This window comes from Paracoccus kondratievae (assembly GCF_009301415.1).
Lineage (GTDB): Bacteria > Pseudomonadota > Alphaproteobacteria > Rhodobacterales > Rhodobacteraceae > Paracoccus > Paracoccus kondratievae.
The window spans coordinates 1,800,966-1,818,725 of sequence record NZ_CP045072.1; the positions used below are offsets into that span (position 1 = coordinate 1,800,966).

The 17,760-nt window shown below is 61.1% G+C and carries 13 protein-coding genes; all 13 read right to left on the minus strand.

The genetic code is table 11. The features are described from left to right. Positions 1 to 53 precede the first annotated feature (53 nt). The 13 genes from F8A10_RS09045 to rpoB all read right to left on the minus strand — a co-directional run bounded on the left by F8A10_RS09045 (position 54) and on the right by rpoB (position 17,740). Positions 54 to 350: a 50S ribosomal protein L23 gene (locus F8A10_RS09045; protein ID WP_010400233.1), complete on the minus strand. Its 297-nt coding sequence runs from the start codon at positions 348 to 350 to the stop codon at positions 54 to 56. Continuing rightward, the gene (gene rplD / locus F8A10_RS09050) at positions 347 to 967 is read right to left on the minus strand and encodes a 50S ribosomal protein L4 (protein ID WP_010400231.1); all 621 of its coding nucleotides are present in this window, start codon (positions 965 to 967) and stop codon (positions 347 to 349) included. Before rplD ends, F8A10_RS09045 begins: the two co-directional genes overlap by 4 nt. After that, positions 967 to 1,707, minus strand: a complete 741-nt coding sequence (gene rplC, locus F8A10_RS09055; RefSeq protein ID WP_152367158.1) for a 50S ribosomal protein L3 — start codon at positions 1,705 to 1,707, stop codon at positions 967 to 969. Before rplC ends, rplD begins: the two co-directional genes overlap by 1 nt. 10 nt (positions 1,708 to 1,717) lie before the next feature. Then, the gene (rpsJ, locus tag F8A10_RS09060; RefSeq protein WP_010400227.1) at positions 1,718 to 2,026 is read right to left on the minus strand and encodes a 30S ribosomal protein S10; all 309 of its coding nucleotides are present in this window, start codon (positions 2,024 to 2,026) and stop codon (positions 1,718 to 1,720) included. 197 nt (positions 2,027 to 2,223) lie between these two features. Next, the gene (gene tuf, locus F8A10_RS09065; protein ID WP_010401000.1) at positions 2,224 to 3,399 is read right to left on the minus strand and encodes an elongation factor Tu; all 1,176 of its coding nucleotides are present in this window, start codon (positions 3,397 to 3,399) and stop codon (positions 2,224 to 2,226) included. An 86-nt stretch (positions 3,400 to 3,485) separates the two neighbouring features. Then, positions 3,486 to 5,609, minus strand: coding sequence for an elongation factor G (gene fusA, locus F8A10_RS09070; RefSeq protein WP_010399035.1), 2,124 nt, complete (start codon positions 5,607 to 5,609; stop codon positions 3,486 to 3,488). Positions 5,610 to 5,627: 18 nt separating this feature from the next. Further along, entirely contained in the window at positions 5,628 to 6,098 is a 471-nt protein-coding gene (rpsG, locus tag F8A10_RS09075) for a 30S ribosomal protein S7 (protein ID WP_010399032.1), read from the minus strand. Positions 6,099 to 6,110: 12 nt separating this feature from the next. After that, on the minus strand, positions 6,111 to 6,482 hold the full coding sequence (gene rpsL, locus F8A10_RS09080) for a 30S ribosomal protein S12 (protein ID WP_010399029.1): 372 nt from the start codon (positions 6,480 to 6,482) through the stop codon (positions 6,111 to 6,113). 253 nt (positions 6,483 to 6,735) lie between these two features. Continuing rightward, positions 6,736 to 7,557, minus strand: coding sequence for a putative rhamnosyl transferase (locus F8A10_RS09085; RefSeq protein ID WP_050804212.1), 822 nt, complete (start codon positions 7,555 to 7,557; stop codon positions 6,736 to 6,738). Further along, positions 7,557 to 8,396, minus strand: coding sequence for a DMT family transporter (locus tag F8A10_RS09090; protein WP_152367159.1), 840 nt, complete (start codon positions 8,394 to 8,396; stop codon positions 7,557 to 7,559). The genes F8A10_RS09085 and F8A10_RS09090 overlap by 1 nt, the downstream gene beginning before the upstream one ends. A 138-nt stretch (positions 8,397 to 8,534) precedes the next feature. Beyond that, the gene (locus F8A10_RS09095; RefSeq protein WP_010399008.1) at positions 8,535 to 9,140 is read right to left on the minus strand and encodes a methyltransferase family protein; all 606 of its coding nucleotides are present in this window, start codon (positions 9,138 to 9,140) and stop codon (positions 8,535 to 8,537) included. 158 nt (positions 9,141 to 9,298) lie between these two features. Continuing rightward, the gene (rpoC, locus tag F8A10_RS09100) at positions 9,299 to 13,510 is read right to left on the minus strand and encodes a DNA-directed RNA polymerase subunit beta' (RefSeq protein WP_010399006.1); all 4,212 of its coding nucleotides are present in this window, start codon (positions 13,508 to 13,510) and stop codon (positions 9,299 to 9,301) included. Positions 13,511 to 13,591: 81 nt separating this feature from the next. Further along, the gene (gene rpoB / locus F8A10_RS09105) at positions 13,592 to 17,740 is read right to left on the minus strand and encodes a DNA-directed RNA polymerase subunit beta (RefSeq protein ID WP_010399004.1); all 4,149 of its coding nucleotides are present in this window, start codon (positions 17,738 to 17,740) and stop codon (positions 13,592 to 13,594) included. Between the last annotated feature and the right edge of the window lie 20 nt (positions 17,741 to 17,760).

Below are 17,760 nucleotides of genomic sequence, written 5' to 3' on the forward strand. Positions count from 1 at the left end.
CAGTCAAAAGGCGACGGCCCCGCTGCCGGGGCCGTCGATTCGCAGGCTCTATATCAGAGACCAGTCGACACGTCGATGCTGTTGCCAGCTTCCAGCGTGACATAGGCCTTTTTCACGTCCGAACGGACACCGGGGCGGCCGCGGAAACGCTTGGTTTTGCCTTTGGTAATGGTCGTGTTCACGGCCTTCACCTTGACATTGAACAGAGCCTCGACGGCTTCTTTGATCGCCGGTTTGGTCGAGTCCTTGGCCACCTGGAAGACATAGGCGTTGGCATCGCCCACCAGGGTGGCCTTTTCGGTAATGACCGGCTTGACGATCACGTCGTAATGTTCGGGTTTGACGCTCATTTCAGGCGAGCCTCCAGAGCTTCGACACCGGCGCGGGTCAGCACAAGCGTATCCCGACGCAGGATGTCATAGACGTTGGCGCCGATCGAGGGCAGCACATCAACGCCTTCCAGGTTGCGGGCAGCGCGGGCAAAGGTTTCGTTCACCTCGGCACCGTCGATGACCAGAACGCGCTTCCAGCCGTTTTCCTTGACTGCCTTGGCGACGGCTCCGGTTTTGGCTTCCGCGATGTTCAGGTTCTCTACGATCACCAGCTCACCGGCAGCAGCTTTGGCCGACAGCGCATGCTTCAGACCCAGAGCGCGGACCTTCTTGGGCAGATCAAAGGCGTGCGACCGCGGGGTCGGACCTTTGTAGACACCACCGTGACGGAAGATCGGGGCCTTGCGGCTGCCGTGACGGGCGCCACCGGTGCCCTTCTGGCGGTAGATCTTCTTGGTCGAGTAGCTGACATCCGATTTGCCCAGCACCGAATGGGTGCCCGCCTGAGCCTTCGCACGCTGCCAGCGCACGACGCGATGCAGGATATCCGCACGCGGCTCGAGCCCGAAGATGTCATCGCTCAGTTCGATGTTCCCGGCTTTGCCGGCATCGAGCGTGATAACGTCGAGTTTCATCAGTTGTCTCCTTCGGGCGCGGCAGCTTCAGCCGGGACCGCAGCCTCGGCCTGAGCCTGGACCTTGGAACGGGTCGCGGCCGGGAAAACGGTGTTTTCGGCCAGCGGCTTCTTCACGGCATCCTTGATGGTGACCCAGCCACCTTTCGAACCCGGAACCGAGCCTTTGACCATGATCAGGCCACGTTCGGAATCAGTCTTGACGACCTGCAGGTTCTGGGTGGTGACACGGACCGCACCCAGATGGCCGGCCATCTTCTTGCCCTTGAACACCTTGCCGGGGTCCTGGCACTGGCCGGTCGAACCGTGCGAGCGGTGACTGATCGACACACCGTGCGAGGCGCGCAGACCGCCAAAGTTGTGCCGCTTCATCGCACCGGCAAAACCTTTACCGATCGAGGTGCCGGCGATGTCGACATACTGGCCGGGGGAGTAGTGATCGGCAACGATCTCTTCACCCACTTCAACCAGGTTCTCGGGCGAGACGCGGAATTCCGCGATCTTGCGCTTGGGCGCGACATTGGCCTTGGCGAAATGACCGCGCAGCGCAGCGGTCGTGCGCTTGGCCTTGGCTTCGCCAGCGCCAAGCTGCAGCGCGACATAGCCGTCTTTTTCCACGGTACGCTGAGCGATAACCTGCACGTTGTCCACATGCAGGACGGTGACGGGCACCTGACGCCCGTCTTCCAGGAACAGCCGGGTCATGCCCAGCTTCTTGGCGATAACACCAGTCCGCAGCATGATAGCCTCCTTACACCTTGATCTCGACGTCCACGCCAGCGGCGAGGTCGAGCTTCATCAGGGCGTCCACGGTCTGCGGGGTCGGATCGACGATGTCCAGCAGCCGCTTATGCGTGCGGATTTCCCACTGGTCGCGGGATTTCTTGTCGATATGCGGACCGCGCAGCACGGTGAATTTTTCGATCTTGTTGGGCAGCGGAATCGGACCGCGGACCTGGGCGCCGGTGCGCTTGGCGGTGTTCACGATTTCCTGCGTGCTGGCATCCAGAACGCGGTAATCGAACGCCTTCAGCCGGATGCGGATATTCTGGCTTTGCATCATCATCCCTCTTGCGGGGCGTGTTCAGTTGAGAGGCAGACCCCACACCATGCGGCGCCTGCGTCGAACCGTCTTCAAATTGGCAGGCCGGCGACATAGCCGCCGGTCCGCCTCTTGGCAACCCCGAATCGGGCGATTGCCATATTTTCTTTACGGGCTGCGCCAGAGACGCAGCCCGCAACAAGCACAAGGCTTGCTTATTTAATGATTTTGGAGACGACGCCTGCGCCGACGGTGCGGCCGCCTTCACGGATGGCGAAGCGCAGCTTCTCTTCCATCGCGATCGGAGCGATCAGCTCAACCGTGAACTTCAGGTTGTCGCCAGGCATAACCATCTCGGTGCCTTCCGGCAGCTTCACCGTACCGGTCACGTCAGTGGTCCGGAAGTAGAACTGCGGACGGTAGTTCGCAAAGAACGGAGTGTGACGACCGCCCTCTTCCTTGGTCAGGATGTAGGCCTCGGCTTCAAACTCGGTGTGCGGGGTAACCGAACCCGGTTTCGCCAGAACCTGACCACGCTCAACGCCGTCACGCTCAACACCGCGCAGCAGAGCGCCGATGTTGTCGCCAGCCTCACCGCGATCCAGAAGCTTGCGGAACATCTCGACGCCGGTGCAGGTCGTCTTCTTGGTCGGACGGATCCCGATGATCTCAAGCTCGTCGCCGACATTCACCGCGCCACGCTCAACACGGCCGGTCACAACCGTACCACGGCCCGAGATCGAGAACACGTCTTCGATCGGCATCAGGAACGGCAGGTCAACCGCACGCTCGGGCGTCGGGATGTACTCGTCAACGGCCTTGATCAGTTCCCGGATCGAGTTCTCGCCGATCTCGGCGTCGCGGCCTTCCAGAGCAGCCAGAGCCGAGCCCTTGATGATCGGAATGTCGTCGCCGGGGTAGTCGTAGGACGACAGAAGCTCACGAACCTCCATCTCGACCAGTTCCAGCAGCTCGGGATCGTCAACCTGGTCAACCTTGTTCAGGTAAACGACCATGTAGGGGATGCCAACCTGACGGCCCAGCAGGATGTGTTCACGTGTCTGAGGCATCGGGCCGTCAGCAGCGTTCACAACCAGGATCGCGCCGTCCATCTGCGCAGCGCCCGTGATCATGTTCTTGACATAGTCAGCGTGGCCGGGGCAGTCGACGTGCGCATAGTGGCGCGTATCGGACTCGTACTCAACGTGCGCCGTCGAGATCGTGATACCCCGAGCACGCTCTTCAGGGGCCCCGTCAATCTGATCGTAGGCCTTGAATTCACCGTAGTACTTGGTGATCGCTGCCGTCAGAGTCGTCTTGCCGTGGTCAACGTGACCAATCGTACCAATGTTGACGTGCGGTTTCGTACGTTCAAACTTTGCCTTTGCCATGAGAATGGCTCCTTGTGTTGACGGTGCGTGCAAGCACGCACCCTACGGGGTTGGTAGGGTGCGTGGTCGCCCACGCACCGCCGGGATTACGCGTATTTCTTTTGGATCTCGTCCGAGATGTTCTGCGGCACGGCCTCGTAATGGTCGAACTGCATCGTAAACACCGCACGGCCCGAGGACATCGAACGCAGGTTGTTGATGTAGCCGAACATATTGGCGAGCGGCACGAAAGCGTCGATGACGTTCGCGTTGCCGCGGCTGTCCTGGCCACGCACCATGCCCCGACGGCTGGTCAGGTCGCCGATGATCGAACCGGTGTATTCTTCCGGCGTGACGACCTCTACGCGCATGATCGGCTCGAGCAGCTTAGCACCCGCCTTCTTCAGACCGTCGCGCATCGCAGCACGGGCAGCGATTTCAAAGGCCAGAACCGACGAGTCGACGTCGTGGAAGGCACCATCAATCAGCGCAACCTTGAAGTCGATCACCGGGAAGCCGGCCAGCGGACCCGAATCCATCACCGATTTGATGCCTTTCTCGACACCGGGGATGTATTCCTTCGGAACCGCACCACCAACGATGCGGGATTCGAACGAATAGCCCTCGCCCGGCTCGGTCGGTTCGATCACCAGCTTCACGCGCGCGAACTGGCCGGTACCACCGGTCTGTTTCTTGTGCGTGTAGTCGATCTCGGCCGCCTGCGAGATGGTCTCGCGATAGGCCACCTGCGGAGCACCGATGTTCGCCTCGACCTTGAACTCGCGCTTCATGCGGTCGACCAGGATGTCGAGGTGAAGTTCGCCCATGCCCTTCATGATGGTCTGTCCCGATTCCAGATCGGTTTCAACGCGGAAGGACGGGTCCTCGGCAGCCAGGCGCTGAAGGGCAAGGCCCATCTTTTCCTGGTCGGCTTTGGACTTCGGCTCGACGGCAATTTCGATCACCGGCTCGGGGAAGGTCATGGTTTCCAGAACCACCGGTTTGTTCGGATCGCACAGCGTGTCACCCGTGGTGGTTTCTTTCAGACCTGCCAGAGCGATGATGTCACCGGCATAGGCTTCTTCGATCTCTTCGCGGTTGATCGAATGCATCAGCATCATACGGCCGACGCGCTCGCGCTTACCTTTGGTCGAGTTCAGCATCTGGTCGCCCTTCTTGAGCTGGCCAGAGTAGATGCGGGTAAAGGTGAGCGAACCAACGAAGGGGTCGTTCATGATCTTGAACGCCAGAGCCGAGAAGGGCTCGCTGTCAGCAGCGTGACGCTCAATATTGCGGGTCTCGGTCTCGTCGCCCGGGGCGAAGCCGACATAGGCCGGAACGTCGGTCGGTGCGGGCAGGAAGTCCACAACCGCGTTCAGCAGCGGCTGAACACCTTTGTTCTTGAAGGCCGAGCCAGCCATGACCGGGAAGAACGACAGCGACAGCGTGCCCTTACGGATCAGCTTGCGCAGCGTTTCCTCGTCAGGCTCATTGCCTTCGAGATAGGCTTCCATCGCCTCGTCGTCCTGTTCGACGGCGAGTTCGATCATCTTGCCGCGCCATTCTTCGGCGACGTCCTGAAGCTCTTCACGGATGGGCTGACGGATCCACGAGGCACCAAGGTCCTCGCCTTTCCACACCCATTCTTCCATCTTGATCAGATCGACGATGCCTTCCAGCTTGTCCTCGGCGCCGATCGGCAGGGCGATCGGGCACGGGGTGCCACCGGTGCGGTCCTTGATCATGGCGACGCACTTGAAGAAATCGGCGCCGATCTTGTCCATCTTGTTGACGAAAACGATCCGCGGAACCTTGTACCGGTCGGCCTGACGCCACACCGTTTCGGTCTGCGGCTCAACGCCGGCGTTACCGTCCAGAAGACAGATCGCGCCGTCCAGAACCGCCAGCGAACGCTCGACCTCGATGGTAAAGTCAACGTGGCCGGGGGTGTCGATGATGTTAAAGCGGCAACGCTCTTTCTCATCGATATTGTAGTCCGGATCCTCGTGACGCTGCCAGAAAGTCGTGGTCGCGGCCGAGGTGATGGTGATGCCGCGCTCGGCCTCCTGCTCCATCCAGTCCATGGTGGACGCACCTTCGTGCGTCTCACCCATTTTGTGGTTTTTGCCGGTGTAGAACAGGATGCGCTCGGTCGTCGTGGTCTTGCCCGCATCAATGTGGGCCATGATCCCGAAGTTCCGGTAGCGCTCCAGCGGATATTCGCGTGCCATTAAGGGCCTTCCTTCCGGTTACCAGCGGTAATGGCTGAACGCCTTGTTGGCGTCGGCCATCTTGTGCGTGTCTTCACGCTTCTTGACGGCGGTACCGCGGCCGTTGACGGCATCGGCAAGCTCACCGGCAAGGCGCTCTTCCATGGTGTGTTCGTTGCGGTTCTTGGCCGCAGCGATCAGCCAGCGGATGGCGAGAGCTTCACGACGGGTCGGGCGCACCTCGACCGGAACCTGGTAGGTCGCACCACCGACGCGGCGCGAACGCACTTCGACCGAAGGCTTCACGTTGTCCAGCGCCTCGTGGAAGACTTCCACCGGCTCGCGCTTCAGTTTGGCCTGAACACGGTCCAGAGCATTGTAAACGATGCGTTCGGCAACCGATTTCTTGCCGTCCACCATCAGGTTGTTCATGAATTTCGTGAGAACGCGATCACCGTATTTGGCGTCGGGCAACACTTCGCGCTTTTCAGCGGCATGACGACGAGACATGTGCGGATCTCCTTACTTCGGACGCTTGGCGCCGTATTTCGAACGACGCTGGCGACGGTCCTTGACGCCCTGGGTATCCAGTACGCCGCGCAGGATGTGGTAACGCACACCCGGAAGGTCTTTTACCCGGCCGCCGCGGATCAGCACGACGCTGTGCTCTTGCAGGTTGTGCTTTTCACCCGGGATGTAGGAGATAACCTCGAAACCATTGGTCAGACGCACTTTGGCGACTTTCCGCATGGCCGAGTTCGGCTTTTTCGGCGTCGTGGTATAGACGCGCGTGCACACGCCACGCTTTTGCGGGCAGGATTGGAGGTGCTGCGATTTGGATCGCTGCACTTTGGGCTGCCGCGGTTTGCGGATCAGCTGTTGGATCGTCGGCATTCGGTTCCCCGTCTTGCTTTCGTCAATACTCGCAGCCACCGGCTGCGCCACTTCTCGACGGCGAATCACGCCCATCGTGAAACGCCACAGCCCATCCTATCCCCTAGTGAGGCAGGACGGGTTGATTACCAGAGGATCGGGGCGTTTTGGCCCGGATCATGACCACAGAGGTTCTGGGCCCCGATCAGATTCCTGACGGGTGAGCGGCGTATATGGGCAAACCGGGGACGAGTCAACAACCCTGCCCCACTCTTCACCCCGCCAAGAGCCGCTCCGTACCATCCCGCAGGGCCGCAAGGTCGATGCGGAACCGCTCTGCCAGAACCGGTTCAAAACTCTCGGGTTGCACAGGGGTCCTGTAGCCCGGCCCGACAGCGCCCGAGTCATTGTCGTGATGCAAAAGCCGCACATACATCGGTCGGCTCGCCAGCGCCACGCCAGGCATCAACGCGCCCACCTGCCAATGCGGATAATGAACAACGCAGCGTTCGGCATCCGGTGGCAGATAGACGGTCAATGCCGCACTGGCGTGGTGGGTGATGCGCAGTTCGGTCGTAATGCCCTTGGGCTTTACCCGCAGCACCACGCCGCGCGTATAATCGCAAAACAGCCTGCGCTTGCGTTCCCACAGCTGCCGCATATCAGCAAAGTCACGCCGCGCATGACGGATATAGTCGACGGCCACCGCATCATCGTCGTCTTGACGGAAGTGGCCAACGACATCGGCACCCGGTTCGATATGGGGTGCGACAGCCGCCATGCAGGCATCCAGATGCGACTCCATCGGCGGGATCAGGGCCAACCTGAACTGCGGCACAGTCCCAGCCAGTTCGCGCAGATTGGACAGCCACGGGTCGGGCAGGTCCGGCCCGGTCATCAGCACAAGGGTAAAATCCGGATCCGTTTGCACGAGCAGACTGGGCAGAGTGACATGTTCAAACCAGAACCAGCGGCGTGCCAGCCGTTGGGGATCGTAAAGATAGGCCCGTCGTTCTTCCAAGCTGTCAGGAGCGGTCTGGAAACCGCGGCCGCCCAGATAGGAAAAGCGGCACAGGCCCAGCATCTGTATTCGCATCAATCCCTGCCTTGCAGTTTTCCCTCGCGCAGGATGGTGTAGATCCCCGCGCCCACGACCAGAGCTGAGCCTGCCCAGGTCCAGATATCGGGCCATTCGCCAAAGACTGTCAGCCCCAGCAGCACGGCCCAGACCAGCGAACTGTAACGGAACGGCGCGACGAAGGAAATCTCTCCTACCCGCATGGTCGCGACAGCTGTGATATAGCCGACGCTTAGAAACACCGCAGCTAGCACCAAAAGCGCAAGTTCACCCGTCGTCGGAAACCGCCAGCTTTCCCCGGCGCTAAGCAACAGACCGGACAGCGCCACCGCAAGAGCGGCGTGAAACGCAACTGTCGATGAGCCCACCCCCACCGAGAACAGCCGCGTCGTCATGTCCCGCAATACGATCAGCAGCATCGCCACCAATGCCACACCCGACCAAAGGTCAAAGGCCCCCGTCCCCGGGCGCAGGATCAGCAGCACTCCGCAAAAACCGATGGTGATGGCAAGCATCCGCCTCCACCCCAGCCTTTCGCGGAAAAACAATGCAGCCGCCAGAGTGATCGCCAAAGGCAGCGCCTGCATGATGGCCGAGATATCGGCCAGCGCCATCTGCCGCAGCGCCAGCAGATAAAGCACCGTCGAGGCAACATCCGCCGCTGTGCGCAGGATCAGCGGTGCCATATCGCCGCGGGGCACCCGCAGGCGCACCCCGCCTTGTGCCCGCGCCAGAAACACCAGCAGCAGCAGCACAACCCCTCCGCGAAGGGCGATCGCCTGATAAAGCGGCAGGCTTTGGGTGACGGCCTTCATCACCGTGTCGTTACAGATGAAAGCAGCAGTGCTGAGCATCATCAGCAATGAGCCGCGCAGATTATCCGCCCCTCCGCCCGGCAAAACGGACGAGGGCGGCAGAACCGGCGGCGTTGCAGCGGGGGGCAGATCAGGCCTTAGCATAGCGGTCCGATACACAAGATGGCTGCCCCCGATCATCTACCAGAGAGTGATCAGTGACCAGCCAAGGCTCAGCTTTACCTCATCCACCAGCTCGACAATCGGGATGAAGGAAAGAAAGACGAATGCGTCAAACAGGTTGCGCCGCAGCGTCGCCGTATCGAACTGCGCTGTGGGACCGGTCCGGAACAGGGTCGGATCGGGCAGGAAAAAGGGCGTGCGCGCCGCATAGGCGTCATATTCGGGACCAAAGCTTTCGGACAGAAAATCCGCCTCGCGCCGGGCGGTGACCCACAGGATCGCGCCCACTGTGCCCCCGATCAGCAGCGCCAGGCTGATTGCGCCAAACATCAGTCCGATCCCCGTCGCCGCCACGGTCGAAAAGAAGTAAAGCGGATTTCGGGTCATCGAATAGGGTCCATCCTGCATGACGACCCGGTTCTTGGCCCCGCCGACATAGAGGATTGACCAGAACCGCCCCAGCACCCCCGCCAGCAAAAGCAGGATGCCAAAGGCTTCGATAGTCTCATGCCCAAAGCCCTGCAATTTCAGGGCCGGGTTGATGACAAAAACGGCTGGTATCAGAGCCAGCGCCGACAGGCGGAGGATGTTGATACGGATCTTCTGATTGACCGCTGCGCGCATGACCTCTCCTGCGAACTGATCAGATGGTGGCTCGCCCCTAATATCGTTATCCGCCGCCCGCAATTCACGCAATCGAGACCTGCAAGTGTGCGACCGGGACAGAGAAACGAAAAGGCCCGGCATTTCTGCCGGGCCTTTCCTTCAGATCATGATCTGGATCACTCTTCGCCGCCCGCCTCGACCGGGGCGCTTTCTTCCGGCGCGATCAGCGCAGCGGCAGCTTCGGCCTCGGCGCGGCGCGTCTCGATCACCTCATGGTCGCGATCCGAGGCGATCCGGCGCACGCGGGCCGTCGCCCCACCGGTACCGGCCGGGATCAGCCGGCCCACGATCACGTTCTCTTTCAGGCCAACCAGCTTGTCGCGCTTGCCCTGAACGGCAGCCTCGGTCAGCACGCGCGTCGTTTCCTGAAACGAGGCGGCCGAGATAAAGCTGCGGGTCTGCAGGCTGGCCTTGGTGATGCCCAGCAGCACCGGCTCGCCCGTGGCCGGACGGCCACCCTTGGCTTCGATCTTGGCGTTCTCTTCCTCGAACTCGTCGCGGTCGACATGCTCGCCCTTCAGCAGCGTGGTATCGCCACTGTCGATGATCTCGATCTTCTGCAGCATCTGGCGAACAATCACTTCGATGTGCTTGTCGTTGATCTTCACGCCCTGCAGTCGATAGACGTCCTGCACCTCGTCGATCAGGTAATCGGCAAGGGCCTCGATACCGAGGATGCGCAGGATGTCATGCGGCGCCGGGTTGCCGTCCATGATATAGTCACCCTTCTGCACGAAGTCGCCTTCCTGCACCGGGATGTGCTTGCCTTTCGGCACCATGTACTCGACCGGCTCCAGACCTTCCTGGGCGGGCTCGATAGCGATGCGGCGCTTGTTCTTGTAGTCCTTGCCAAAGCGCACATAGCCGTCGATTTCGGCAATGATCGCGTGATCCTTGGGACGACGGGCCTCGAACAATTCCGCCACGCGGGGCAGACCCCCGGTGATGTCCTTGGTCTTGGCACCCTCGCGCGGGATACGCGCCACCACGTCACCGGCCCGGATCTCCTGCCCGTCCTCGACCGAGAGGATGGCGTCGACCGACATCGGATAGGTGACCGGGTTACCCTGTTCGTTACGAACCGGTTCGCCGTTCTGGTCGACAATGATGATCTCGGGCTTCAGCTCGTTGCCACGCGGGGCCGAGCGCCAGTCGGTTACGATCTTCTGGGTCATGCCGGTGGCATCGTCGGTCTCGTCGCGCACCGAAAGGCCGCTGACCAGATCGACATATTTCGCCACACCCGCCTTCTCGGCGATGATCGGCAGGGTATAGGGGTCCCATTCGAACATCTTCTGACCGCGGGTCACCGGCTCGCCTTCACGCACGAACAGCTTCGAGCCGTAGAACAGCTTGTGGCTGGTCAGCGTGTCGCCCTGGGCGCTGCGGATGTGCAGCTGCATGTTGCGGCTCATCACGATCAGCTCGCCATTGGCGTTTTCCAGCGTGCTTTCGTTTTCGAAAGCAACCGTGCCCTCTTGCGCCGCAGCGATAAAGGACTGCTGGCCACCCTGAGCGATACCGCCGATGTGGAAGGTCCGCATGGTCAGCTGCGTGCCCGGCTCGCCGATCGACTGGGCGGCGATAATACCCACCGCCTCGCCGATGTTGACAAGCGTACCGCGCGCGAGGTCGCGGCCATAGCAGAGCGCGCAAACGCCGTCGTCCGACTCGCAGGTCAGGGCCGAGCGGATGCGGACGGACTGGACGCCCGCCGTTTCGATCTCATCGGCCTTGCGCTCATCGATCAGCTCGTTCTTGCGAACGATGACCACGTCTTCGCCCGGGACCAGAACGTCCTCAGCCGCGACACGGCCCAGAACGCGCTCGGACAGCGGGCTGACAACCTCACCGTCATTGACCGCAGCCGAAGCGGTGATCGAACGCTCTGTGCCGCAGTCATGTTCGCGGATGATGCAGTCCTGCGCCACGTCGACCAGACGGCGGGTCAGGTAACCCGAGTTCGCCGTCTTGAGCGCCGTGTCAGACAGACCCTTCCGCGCACCGTGGGTAGAGTTGAAGTACTCAAGAACGGTCAGACCTTCCTTAAAGTTCGAAATGATCGGCGTCTCGATGATCTCGCCGTTCGGCTTGGCCATCAGGCCGCGCATGCCGCCCAGCTGTTTCATCTGGCTGACCGAACCCCGGGCGCCCGAATGCGCCATCATGTAGACCGAGTTCGGCTCTTGTTCAGCGCCTTTCTCGTCCTTCTTGACAGCCGAGATGGTCTTCATCATCGCATCGGTGACGCGGTCGTTACACTTCGACCAGGCATCGACGACCTTGTTGTATTTCTCACCCTGGGTGATGAGGCCGTCCAGATACTGCTGTTCGAACTGCTTGACCTGGTCCTGCGTCTCTTCGACCAGTTCCCACTTGTTCGGCGGGATGACCATGTCGTCCTTGCCAAACGAGATACCGGCGCGGAACGCCTCGCGGAAGCCAAGCGCCATGATCTGGTCACAGAAGATCACCGATTCCTTCTGACCGCAGTAGCGATAGACGGTGTCGATGACGTTCTGGATGTCCTTCTTGCGCAGCAGACGGTTCACCAGCTCGAACGGAGCCTTGGCGTTGCGCGGCAGCAAGGCACCCAGACGGACGCGGCCCGGCGTGGTCTCAAAGCGCCTGATGACCTCGTTGCCGTTCTCGTCGATCTGCGGCAGGCGGGCGGTGATGCGGGAATGCAAATGCACCACGCCGGCGGCCAGCGCGTGTTCGACCTCTTCGAGGCTGGCAAAGGCCATGCCCTCGCCCTTCATGCCCTCGCGCTCCATGGTCGTGTAGTAAAGACCCAGAACCATGTCCTGCGACGGCACGATGATCGGCGCGCCGTTCGCAGGCGACAGCACGTTGTTCGTGGACATCATCAGGACGCGGGCTTCAAGCTGCGCCTCAAGCGACAGCGGCACGTGCACGGCCATCTGGTCGCCGTCGAAGTCGGCGTTGAAGGCCGAGCAGACCAGCGGGTGCAGCTGGATCGCCTTGCCTTCGATCAGGATCGGTTCGAATGCCTGGATGCCCAGACGGTGCAGCGTCGGCGCCCGGTTCAGCAGGACCGGGTGTTCGCGGATCACCTCGTCAAGGATATCCCAGACCTCGGGACGTTCTTTCTCGACCAGTTTCTTGGCCTGCTTGACGGTGCTCGACAGACCTTTGGCTTCAAGGCGCGAGTAGATGAAGGGCTTGAACAGCTCAAGCGCCATCTTCTTGGGCAGGCCGCATTGATGCAGCTTGAGCTCGGGACCGGTCACGATGACCGAACGGCCCGAAAAGTCCACGCGCTTGCCGAGCAGGTTCTGACGGAACCGGCCCTGCTTACCCTTGAGCATATCGGACAGCGACTTCAGCGGACGCTTGTTGTTGCCGGTGATGACACGGCCACGGCGGCCGTTGTCAAACAGTGCGTCGACCGATTCCTGCAACATCCGCTTTTCGTTACGCACGATGATGTCGGGCGCGCGCAGCTCGATCAGCCGCTTCAGACGGTTGTTACGGTTGATAACCCGACGATAAAGGTCGTTCAGGTCCGAGGTCGCAAAGCGGCCGCCATCCAGCGGCACCAGCGGGCGCAGTTCCGGCGGGATGACCGGGATCACGGTCATGACCATCCATTCCGGACGGTTGCCCGATTCCAGGAAGGACTCGACGATCTTCAGCCGTTTGATGATCTTTTTCGGCTTCAGTTCACCGGTGGCCTCTTTCAGCTCTTCGCGCAGCTGTTCGGCGGTCGCGGCAAGGTCGATATTGGCCAGCATGGTGCGGATCGCCTCGGCGCCGATATCGGCGGTAAAGGCGTCGGCGCCATATTGGTCCTGCGCGTCCAGATATTCCTCTTCGGTCAGCAGCTGGGCATAGCTCAGCTCGGTCAGACCGGGTTCGATCACGACGTAGTTTTCGAAATAGAGGATACGCTCAAGATCGCGCAGCGTCATGTCCAGCATCAGGCCGATGCGCGAAGGCAGCGACTTGAGGAACCAGATATGGGCGACCGGCGCGGCCAGCTCGATATGGCCCATACGCTCGCGCCGGACCTTTTGCAGCGTGACCTCGACGCCGCATTTCTCGCAGACGAGGCCGCGATATTTCATGCGCTTGTATTTGCCGCAAAGGCATTCGTAGTCTTTGATCGGACCGAAAATACGGGCGCAGAACAGGCCGTCACGTTCGGGTTTGAACGTACGGTAGTTGATGGTTTCGGGCTTTTTCACCTCACCATAGGACCAGGCGAGGATTTCCTCGGGCGAGGCCAGCGAGATGCGAATTTCATCGAACTGCCGCGGCGAGGCCAGCGGGTTCAGCGGATTGGTGGCAAGTTCCTGGTTCATTTCCAAATCCTATTCAGGGGCGCGGACTGCGGGAGGGGACCTGCGGGGCGCGCACTATGGCGCACCCCGCGCGGTGATCCGTTACTCCTCGTCCTCCGCATCCAGGAGTTCCATGTTGAGGCCCAGACCCCGGACCTCCTTGACCAGAACGTTGAACGACTCCGGCACGCCGGCCTCGAAATTGTCCTCGCCCTTGACGATGCTCTCATAGACCTTGGTCCGGCCCGCCACGTCGTCCGACTTGACGGTCAGCATCTCTTGCAGGGTATAGGCGGCACCGTAGGCTTCCAGAGCCCAGACCTCCATCTCACCCAGACGCTGGCCACCGAACTGGGCCTTGCCGCCCAGCGGCTGCTGGGTGACGAGGCTGTACGGCCCGGTCGAACGTGCGTGCATCTTGTCATCGACAAGGTGGTGCAGCTTCAGGACGTATTTCATCCCCACGGTGACCGGACGCGCGAACTGCTCGCCGGTGCGGCCGTCAAAGACGATGGACTGACCCGAGGTGTCGAAACCAGCGCGACGCAGAGCGTCATTCACATCGGCCTCTTTCGCGCCGTCGAAGACGGGCGTCGCGATGGGAACGCCGCCGCGCACCGCGTCGGCATGCTCAAGCAGGGTCGCGTCATCCATGCCTTCGAAGGTCTCGGCATAGAAGTCGTCGCCATAGCCATTGCGCATCGCATCGCGCACCGGGGTCATGTCGCCATTGCGGCGATAGTCCTGCAGCGCCTCGTCGATCTTGATGCCCAGACCGCGCGAAGCCCAGCCCATGTGGGTTTCAAGGATCTGCCCGACGTTCATCCGCGAAGGCACGCCCAGCGGGTTCAGCACCAGGTCAACCGGGGTACCGTCAGCAAGGAAGGGCATGTCCTCGATCGGAACGACCTTCGAAACGACACCCTTGTTGCCGTGACGACCGGCCATCTTGTCGCCCGCCTGCAGCTTGCGCTTCACAGCGACAAAGACCTTGACCATCTTCATCACGCCCGGAGGCAGATCGTCGCCCTGACGGACCTTTTCGACCTTGTCGTCGAAACGGTTGTCAAGCGCGCGTTTCTGCGCGTCGAATTGCTGGTTCAGCGCCTCGACTTCCTTGGCGGTGCTTTCGTCGGCGACAGCAAGCTGCCACCACTGGCCGCGGCTCAGCTGACCCAGCAGATCCTCGTCCACGACAGCCCCGGCGCGGATGCCTTTCGGCCCCTTGACGACTTCCTTGCCCATGATGAGCGTCTTGAGACGCGCGTAGATGTTGCGTTCAAGGATCGCAAGCTCGTCGTCCCGGTCACGGGCCAGACGCTCGACCTCTTCACGCTCGATCTGCAACGCACGCTCGTCCTTGTCGACGCCGTGACGGTTAAAGACCCGGACCTCGACCACGGTGCCATAGGCGCCCGGCGGCAGACGCAGCGACGTGTCGCGCACGTCGGACGCCTTTTCACCAAAGATAGCGCGCAGAAGCTTTTCTTCCGGCGTCATCGGGCTTTCGCCCTTGGGCGTGATCTTGCCAACCAGAATATCGCCCGGGCCGACCTCGGCGCCGATATAGACGATGCCAGCCTCATCAAGGTTGCGCAGCGCCTCTTCACCGACGTTCGGGATGTCGCGGGTGATCTCTTCCGGGCCCAGCTTGGTATCGCGGGCCGCAACCTCGTATTCATCGATATGGATCGAGGTGAACACGTCGTCGCGGTGGATCCGCTCAGAGATCAGGATCGAGTCCTCGTAGTTGTAGCCGTTCCAGGGCATGAAGGCCACGACCACGTTCCGGCCGATCGCCAGTTCCCCCTGATCGGTCGAGGGACCGTCAGCGATGACCTGACCCTTGACGACCTTTTCTCCCACCTTGACCAGCGGGCGCTGGTTGATGGTCGAGGACTGGTTCGAACGTTTGAACTTGCGCAGACGATAGATGTCCACGCCAGCGTCACCGGCACCCAGATCTTCGGTCGCACGGATAACGATACGCTGGGCATCGACCTGGTCGATGATCCCGCCGCGACGCGCCATGATCGCCGCACCCGAATCGCGGGCAACCGTCGCCTCCATGCCGGTGCCGACAAAGGGCGCTTCTGCCCGCAGCAACGGCACAGCCTGACGCTGCATGTTCGACCCCATCAGCGCGCGGTTGGCGTCGTCGTTTTCCAGGAACGGGATCAGCGCGGCAGCGACCGAAACCAGCTGCTTGGGCGAAACGTCGATCAGATCGACCGCATCGACGGGGTTCAGCATGAAGTCGCCGCCCTGACGGGTCGAGACCAGCTCTTGCACGAAGCGCCCGTTCTCATCCAGTTCGGCATTGGCCTGGGCGATGGTATGACGCATCTCTTCGGTGGCCGACATATAGACCACGTCATCAGTGACCGTGCCATCGACCACCCGACGATAGGGGGTTTCGATGAAGCCGTATTTGTTCACACGGGCAAAGGTCGCGAGGCTGTTGATCAGACCGATGTTCTGACCTTCCGGCGTCTCGATCGGGCACATCCGGCCGTAATGGGTCGGGTGAACGTCGCGCACCTCAAAGCCCGCACGCTCACGGGTCAGACCGCCCGGGCCAAGCGCCGAAAGACGGCGTTTGTGCGTCACTTCTGACAGCGGGTTGGTCTGGTCCATGAACTGCGACAGCTGCGACGAGCCAAAGAACTCGCGCACTGCAGCAGCAGCAGGTTTGGCGTTGATCAGGTCCTGCGGCATGACGGTGTCGATCTCGACGCCCGACATACGCTCACGGATTGCACGCTCCATGCGCAGCAGACCGATGCGATATTGGTTTTCCATCAGCTCGCCGACCGAGCGCACCCGGCGGTTGCCGAGGTGGTCGATATCGTCGATCTCGCCCTTGCCATCACGCAGTTCGACAAGGCCGCGGATACAGGCGATGATGTCTTCCTTGCGCAGGGTGCGCTGAGTGTCCGGCGCATCAAGATCAAGGCGCATGTTCATCTTGACCCGGCCAACGGCCGAGAGGTCATAACGCTCGCCATCAAAGAACAGGCTGCCGAACAGCGTCGAGGCGGCCTCGACGGTCGGCGGCTCACCCGGACGCATGACGCGATAGATATCCATCAGCGCCTGCTCGCGGTTCATGTTCTTGTCCGCAGCCATGGTGTTGCGGATGTAAGGACCAACGTTGACATGGTCGATGTCGAGGACCGGGATATCCTCGATGCCATTGTCCAGCAGCACTTTCAGCAGGCCGCCCGAAATCTCGCCGTCGCGATCATACTCGACGGTGATCTCGTCCCCGGCTTCGGCGTAGATCAGACCGGTCTGCTCGTTGATGATGTCCTTGGCAACAAAGCGGCCAATGATTTTATCGAACGGCAGCAGCAGGTTGATATCGCCCTGCTCGACCAACTGCTTGACCAGGCGCGGCGTCACCTTGTCGCCGGCCTTGGTGATGACCTCGCCCGACTCGGCATTCACAAGATCAAAGCTCGGCCGGGTGCCGCGCACACGCTCGGGGAAGAACCTCGTGACCCAGCCAGCATCCTGCCCCTTGCCGGCGCGCTGCAGTCGATAATGGACGGTGTTGTAGAACGCGTCCATGATGCCTTCCTGATCCATGCCGAGCGCATAGAGCAGCGTCGTCACCGGCAGTTTCCGGCGGCGGTCGATACGCGCAAAGACCAGGTCCTTGGCGTCAAACTCAAAGTCCAGCCACGAACCGCGATAGGGAATGATGCGGCAGGCGAACAGCAGTTTGCCCGAGGAATGGGTCTTGCCACGGTCATGGTCAAAGAACACGCCCGGCGAGCGATGCATCTGCGACACCACGACCCGTTCGGTCCCGTTCACGATGAACGTACCGTTCTGAGTCATGAGCGGCATATCGCCCATATAGACGTCCTGCTCTTTGATGTCCTTGACCGATTTGGCACCGGTGGCCTCGTCGACATCAAATACGATCAGACGCAGCGTCACCTTTAGCGGCGCGGCATAGGTCATGTCGCGGCTTTGGCACTCATCCACGTCGTATTTGGGCTTTTCCAGCTCGTATTTCACGAATTCGAGCGTCGCGGTCTCATTAAAGTCCCGGATCGGGAACACCGACTGGAAAACACCCTGCAGCCCTTCGCCATCCCGGTGGCTGTCGCTCTCGCCGGAATTCAGGAACAGGTCATAAGAAGATTTCTGAACCTCAATGAGGTTCGGCATCTCCAGAACTTCGCGGATATTGCCATAGTAACGCCGGATGCGTTTCTGGCCGACATAAGCTTGCGCCATAGAGGGTCTAACCTTTCGTC